This is a genomic window from Vibrio sp. 1978 (assembly GCF_033344345.1).
Genome location: NZ_JAWPOP010000979.1, coordinates 1 through 524 on the forward strand (window position 1 = coordinate 1; position 524 = coordinate 524).

Genomic DNA, 524 nt, shown 5'->3' on the forward strand with positions numbered 1-524 from the left:
GGAGTGACGGGCACTGGCTGGCAATGTCTAGCAACGGCAGGCATTTCGGCTGAGGGTAAAAGAACTTTCCGCTAAGCGATAGACTGTATGTAAACACAGTATTGCAAGGACGCGGAACATGCCTCATGTGGCGGCCAGGACGGCCAGCCGGGATCGGGATACTGGTCGTTACCAGAGCCACCGACCCGAGCAAACCCTTCTCTATCAGATCGTTGACGAGTATTACCCGGCATTCGCTGCGCTTATGGCAGAGCAGGGAAAGGAATTGCCGGGCTATGTGCAACGGGAATTTGAAGAATTTCTCCAATGCGGGCGGCTGGAGCATGGCTTTCTACGGGTTCGCTGCGAGTCTTGCCACGCCGAGCACCTGGTCGCTTTCAGCTGTAAGCGTCGCGGTTTCTGCCCGAGCTGTGGGGCGCGGCGGATGGCCGAAAGTGCCGCCTTGCTGGTTGATGAAGTACTGCCTGAACAACCCATGCGTCAGTGGGTGTTGAGCTTCCCGTTTCAGCTGCGTTTCCTGTTTG

1 protein-coding gene is annotated in these 524 nt (G+C 57.1%); it reads left to right on the forward strand.

The window, feature by feature from the left end; all coding sequences use genetic code 11:
- Nucleotides 1-118 precede the first annotated feature (118 nt).
- Nucleotides 119-524 (forward strand): IS91 family transposase (locus tag R8N49_RS30210; RefSeq protein ID WP_001120876.1); only part of this gene is annotated, 406 nt, incomplete at its 3' end.